We start from the raw sequence: 5427 nt of genomic DNA, 5'->3' as shown, positions 1-5427 counted from the left end.
CTACGTCAGCGGCATGACGCCGCCGGCGCTCAACGCCGGCGCGCCCAAGGGCACGCCGCCGGTGTTCGGCGACACCAAGACCCAGGTGACCGGCGTGCTGAAGCGCCTCGAGGACGCACTCAAGGCCCAGGGCTACGGCTTCGGTGACGTGGTGATGATGCGGGTCTACCTGGTCGGCGACCCAGCCAAGGGTGGAGCGATGGATTTCGCCGGCATGATGGAGGCCTACACCCAGGCGTTCGGCACGCCGGCTCAGCCCAACAAGCCGGCCCGCGTCACCATGCAGGTCGCCGCCCTCGTCCAGCCCGGCATGCTCGCCGAGATCGAGATCCAAGCGGCGAAGGCGAAGAAGTAACCGACGAACTCCCTTCCGCCTCGAGGGGGGACGGGAGCGAAGAAGTCGGCTCAGGCCGCCAGCTTCGCCAGTTCGCTGAGCACGCGCTCGGCGGCGGCGAGGCGTTGTTCGGGCGTCTCCCACTCGCCCTTGACCACCACCTTGTGGTCGGGACGCAGGCGCCAGGCGATCTGGTTCTTCTGGATGAACTGGACCAGCGCCATCGGGTCCTTGAACTGATCGCCGCGGAAGGTGACCACCGCGCCCTTGGGACCCACGTCGATCTTCGAGACGTTAGCCTCACGGCAGAGCCCCTTGATCGCCACCACCTTGAGCAGCTGGCCGGCCTCTGGCGGCAACGGCCCGAACCGGTCGATCAGCTCGGCGGCCAGGGCCTCGCGGTCCGCTGACTGCTCGGCGTCCGACAGGCGTCGGTACAGGGACAGGCGTACATTCAGGTCAGGCACATACTCTTCGGGGATCAGCACCGCCGCGCCAGTGTTGATCTGCGGCGACCAGCGGTCGGCCATTCCGGCGCCCTCCGCGCCCACCCGATGCTTGAGTTCGTTGACCGCGTCCTCGAGCATCTGCTGGTAGAGCTCGACGCCGATCTCTCGGATGTGGCCCGATTGCTCCTCTCCCAGCAGGTTGCCGCCGCCGCGGATGTCGAGGTCGTGGCTGGCCAACTGGAAGCCCGCGCCCAGGCTGTCCAACGACTGCAGCACCTTCAGCCGCCGCTCGGCCGACAAGGTGATGGTCTTCTCGGCCGGGGTGGTCAGGTAGGCGTAGGCCCGCGCCTTAGCCCGGCCGACGCGGCCGCGTAGCTGATAGAGCTGCGACAGGCCGAACATGTCGGCGCGGTGGATCACCAAGGTGTTGGCGGTCGGGATGTCCAGGCCGGACTCGACGATGGTGGTCGATAGCAGCACGTCGTACTCGCCCTCATAGAAGGCGCTCATCACGCTCTCCAGCTCGGTGGGCGACATCTGGCCGTGGCCGGTGACGAACTTCACCTCCGGCACCTGCTCGCGCAGGAAACGCTGAAGGTCCGGCAGGTCGGAGACGCGAGGGGCCACATAGTAGGCTTGGCCGCCACGGTATTTCTCGCGCAGCAGCGCCTCGCGCACCACCACGGGATCCCAGGGTGTGACGTAGGTGCGCACCGCCAGCCGGTCGACCGGCGGGGTGGCGATGATCGACATCTCACGGATGCCGGACAGCGACAGTTGCAGGGTGCGCGGGATCGGCGTGGCCGTGAGCGTCAGCACGTGGATGTCGGCGCGCAGCGCCTTCAGGCGCTCCTTGTGCTTGACGCCGAAGTGCTGCTCCTCGTCGACGATCACCATGCCCAGGTCGCGGAATTCGACCTGCTTCGACAGGATAGCGTGGGTGCCGACGACGATCTCGATCTCGCCCTTCTTCAGCCCTTCGCGGGTCTCGGCGGCCTCCTTGGCGGGAACCAGGCGCGACAGGCGGCGCACCTTCACCGGCCAGCCCTGGAAACGATCGGAGAAGGTCTTGAAGTGCTGGCGGGCGAGCAACGTGGTCGGGCAGACGATCGCCACCTGACGGCCGCTCATGGCCATCACGAAGGCGGCCCGCAGCGCCACCTCGGTCTTGCCAAAGCCGACGTCGCCGCAGATCAGCCGGTCCATCGGCTTGCCCGCGCCGAGATCCTCCAGGACATCGCCGATCGCCGAGAGTTGGTCGTCCGTCTCCTCATAGGGGAAGCGGGCGCAGAATTCGTCGAACACGCCGTGTTGCGGCTCGACCGGGTCGGTTTCGCGAGTGGCGCGCTCGGCGGCGATGCGGATCAGGCCCTCGGCCATCTCGCGCAGGCGTTCCTTGGCGCGCGCCTTGCGCGCCTGCCAGGCCGCGCCGCCCAGCCGGTCGAGCTGCACGCCCTCGCCGTCGGAGCCGTAGCGGGTGAGCAGGTCGATGTTCTCGACCGGCAGGTACAGCTTGGCCTCGCCGCCGTACTGCAGCTCCAGGCAGTCATGCGGCGCGTCCTGCACCGACAGCGTCTTGAGGCCCTCGTAGCGGCCGATGCCATGCTCGATGTGGACCACCAGGTCGCCGGGCGTCAGCGCCGAGGCCTCGGCCAGGAAGTTGGCCGCCCGGCGGCGACGGCGCGGGCGCGCGAGGCGGTCGCCAAGGATGTCGGTCTCGGAGATCACCGCGAGCGAGTCGGTCTCGAACCCGGCCTCCAGCGGCAGCACCACGCGCTGCGGCGTCTTGGGGTCGGCGGCGCGGGCTGCGTCCCAGTAGGGCGCGAACGGCACGCGCTTCAGGCCGTGGTCGGCGAGCATCGAGCCCAGGCGCTCCGAGGAGCCCTCCGACCAGGAAGCGAACAGCACGCGCTTGCCCGCCTTGGCGAGCGTCTCGGCATGTTCGGCGGTGGCCTGGAACAGGTTGACGCTGTCCTGCTGACGCTCAGGCCCGAAGTCACGGCCCTGGCGCGCGCCCATGTCGATGGCGACCTCGCTCTCGACTTCGTGGAACGCGGAGAACCGGCGGTTGGGGCGCTGGGCGAGGCGCTCGCCCCATTCGTCGGCCGTCAGGTACAGCGCCTGCGGCTCCAGTGGATGGTACTGGACCTTGCGATCGGCCTCGGCGCGCGCGTCGTAGGCGTCGGCGATCATCGACAGACGCTCGTCGCGGGCCTCGCGCGCCAGGTGGTCGATCCCCACCAGGGCGTCGGCCGGCAGATAGTCGAACAGCGTTTCGAGCTTCTCGTAGAAGAGCGGCAGCCAGTGCTCCATGCCCGCGCGTCGCCCGCCCTCGGTGACAGCGGCGTAGAGCGCATCCTCGCCGGGGGCGCCGAACGCCGCCACGTAACCTTTGCGGAACCGGGAGATCGCAGCGGCGTCGACCAGCACTTCGCTGACCGCCAGCAGGCTGACGTCCTTCAACTGGCGGGTCGAACGCTGGGTCTCGGGATCGAAGGCGCGGATCGACTCCAGCGTGTCGCCGAACAGGTCCAGCCGCACCGGCTCTTCGGCGCTGGGTGGGAACACGTCGATCACCCCGCCGCGGATGGCGAACTCGCCGCGCTCCGACACGGTGGAGGCCCGCACATAGCCGTTGACCTGGAAGTAGCGTTCCAGCGCCGCGATCTCGACGACGTTTCCGACCCGAGCCGAATAGGAACCGGCCTGCACCGCGTCGCGCGGCGGCAGGCGCTGGAGCAGCGCCGGCGCGGTGGTGATCAGCAGGCGCGGCGTCTTGGCGTCGAATCCTGCGGCCAGGCGCGCAAGCGTCGCCATGCGCTGGGCCGCGACACCGGGCGACGGGCCGATGCGGTCGTAGGGCAGGCAGTCCCACGACGGGAAGCGCAGCACCTCGACGCCATGCGAGAAGAAGCCGAAGGCGTCGGCGAACGCCGAGAGCCTGGAGCCGTCGCGGGCTACGAACACTGAGAGCCCACCCCGCGCCTTGACGATGTCGGCCATCACCAAGGCGTCGAAACCCTCCGGCGCGCCGAGGAGATCGAGCCTGCCGGGATCCAGGGCGACACGGCGGGCTTCCGCAGGTCCCGTCGGGCGTGAGCCGTCAGCCGCCATGCGGTCCTCCTCCACGCGCTGCGAAAGCTTCGAAGCGGAACTGCTTGAGCAACCTCATGATTTCATTGTCGTGCTGTGGCGGCGTATCGGCCGTCTCGACGATCCAGGCGTAGATGTCCGGATCGGCTTCATCCAGCAGCGCCTCGAAGGCCGCGAGCTGGTCCGGCGGGAGATTGGGACCATGGGTGTCCGCGAACGGCCCCAGAATGAGGTCCGCTTCCCTGAATCCGCGATGCCACGCGCGGTATTTCAGCCTCTTCAGCCGGGTTTCGTCATGTTCCATGAGGACGGGCGGATATAGAGCGCGCGCGGCCTGCGCGCCAGTCGCGCTATGCTGCAAAGCATGCGGCCCGAGATTCTGTTCCCCCTCTACGCCCCGATCGGCGCGCTGAAAGGCGTCGGCGCGCGCGTGGCGCCGTTACTGGAGAAGCTCGCCGGACCGATCGTGCGCGACGTGGCGTTCCTCAAGCCGCATGCCATCGTTCGGCGCACGCCTTCGCACGTTGACGCGGCCATCGAAGGCGAGGTGCAGACATTCGACGTGACGATCGACGCTCACCAACCGCCGCGCACCCGCGCCCAGCCGTGGAAGGTGCGGGCTTTCGACGGCACTGGGTTTCTGACACTGACCTTCTTCGGTGGGATCGGCGGCCAACTGTCCGACCGCCATCCGGTGGGCGCGCGTCGGATCGTCAGCGGCAAGGTCGAGCGCTACGGCTCGGAGCTGCAGATGTCCCATCCCGACTACATGGTCGAGCCCGGCAAGGCCGAAGAAATCCCGGAGCTGGAGCCTATCTATCCGGCCACCGCAGGCCTGCCGGCGCGCACCGTGCGGCGGCTGGTTCTGGCGGCGCTGGAGCGGGCGCCCGAGTTGCCGGAGTGGCAGGACCCAGCGTGGCTGGCGCGCGAGGGCTTCCCGTCCTGGCATGAGGCGCTGGTTCGGCTGCACGCGCCGCAGGGCGAAGGCGACCTTGCTCCCCAGGCCGTGCACCAGCGGCGCCTGGCCTACGACGAGCTGCTGGCCCACCAACTGGCCATGGCTCAGCGCAAGGCCGAACGCCGCGCCGAGCCCGCGGATCGATTTCCCGCCGCGGCCACGGCCGACCGGCTGATCGCCGCCCTGCCCTTCCGTCTCACCGGCGCGCAGGAGCGTGCGCTGGGTGAGATCCGCGGCGACCTGGCGCACGGCGAACGGATGAGCCGGCTCATTCAAGGCGACGTGGGCTCCGGCAAAACGGTGGTGGCGATGGCCGCCATCGCCGACGTCGCCGAGGCCGGCGCCCAGAGCGCGATGATGGCGCCCACCGAGATCCTTGCGCGCCAACACTACGAGACCGTCGCCGCCCCTTTGACCGCCCAAGGGCTCGGCGTCATCCTGCTGACCGGGCGCGACAAGGGCGCGGCGCGGGCCGAGAAGCTGCGCGCCATCGCCAGCGGTGCAGTGAAAGTCGTCGTCGGCACCCATGCGTTGTTCCAGGACGACGTGGCGTTCCACCGGCTGCGCCTGGCCGTCGTCGACGAGCAGCACCG

At 69.2% G+C, this 5427-nt stretch carries 4 protein-coding genes; 2 read left to right on the top strand and 2 right to left on the bottom strand.

Annotated features, from left to right (window positions below; all coding sequences use genetic code 11):
- Positions 1 to 355 (top strand): RidA family protein (locus Q8R27_RS01580; RefSeq protein ID WP_305697362.1); only part of this gene is annotated, 355 nt, incomplete at its 5' end.
- Positions 356 to 405: 50 nt separating this feature from the next.
- Here Q8R27_RS01580 and mfd read toward each other — a convergent pair.
- Both mfd and Q8R27_RS01570 read right to left on the bottom strand, forming a co-directional pair.
- The gene (mfd, locus tag Q8R27_RS01575; protein ID WP_305697361.1) at positions 406 to 3897 is read right to left on the bottom strand and encodes a transcription-repair coupling factor; all 3492 of its coding nucleotides are present in this window, start codon (positions 3895 to 3897) and stop codon (positions 406 to 408) included.
- On the bottom strand, positions 3887 to 4237 hold the full coding sequence (locus Q8R27_RS01570; RefSeq protein ID WP_371134631.1) for a succinate dehydrogenase assembly factor 2: 351 nt from the start codon (positions 4235 to 4237) through the stop codon (positions 3887 to 3889). The genes mfd and Q8R27_RS01570 overlap by 11 nt, the downstream gene beginning before the upstream one ends.
- A gap of 3 nt (positions 4238 to 4240) precedes the next feature.
- Between Q8R27_RS01570 and Q8R27_RS01565 the strand changes: the two genes are divergently transcribed.
- Positions 4241 to 5427: DEAD/DEAH box helicase (locus Q8R27_RS01565; protein ID WP_305697360.1), on the top strand; the 1187-nt coding region annotated here is incomplete at its 3' end.

Origin of the sequence: Phenylobacterium sp., from assembly GCF_030697305.1 — a bacterium.
Classification (GTDB): Bacteria; Pseudomonadota; Alphaproteobacteria; order Caulobacterales; family Caulobacteraceae; genus Phenylobacterium.
Note: the sequence above shows the minus strand (reverse complement) of the source record. Positions and strands in the feature narration are given on the sequence as shown.

Bases quoted from the DNA above. Each gene is read 5' to 3' on its own strand.
- mfd (WP_305697361.1), bottom strand. From the start codon at position 3,897: ATGGCGGCTGACGGCTCACGCCCGACGGGACCTGCGGAAGCCCGCCGT.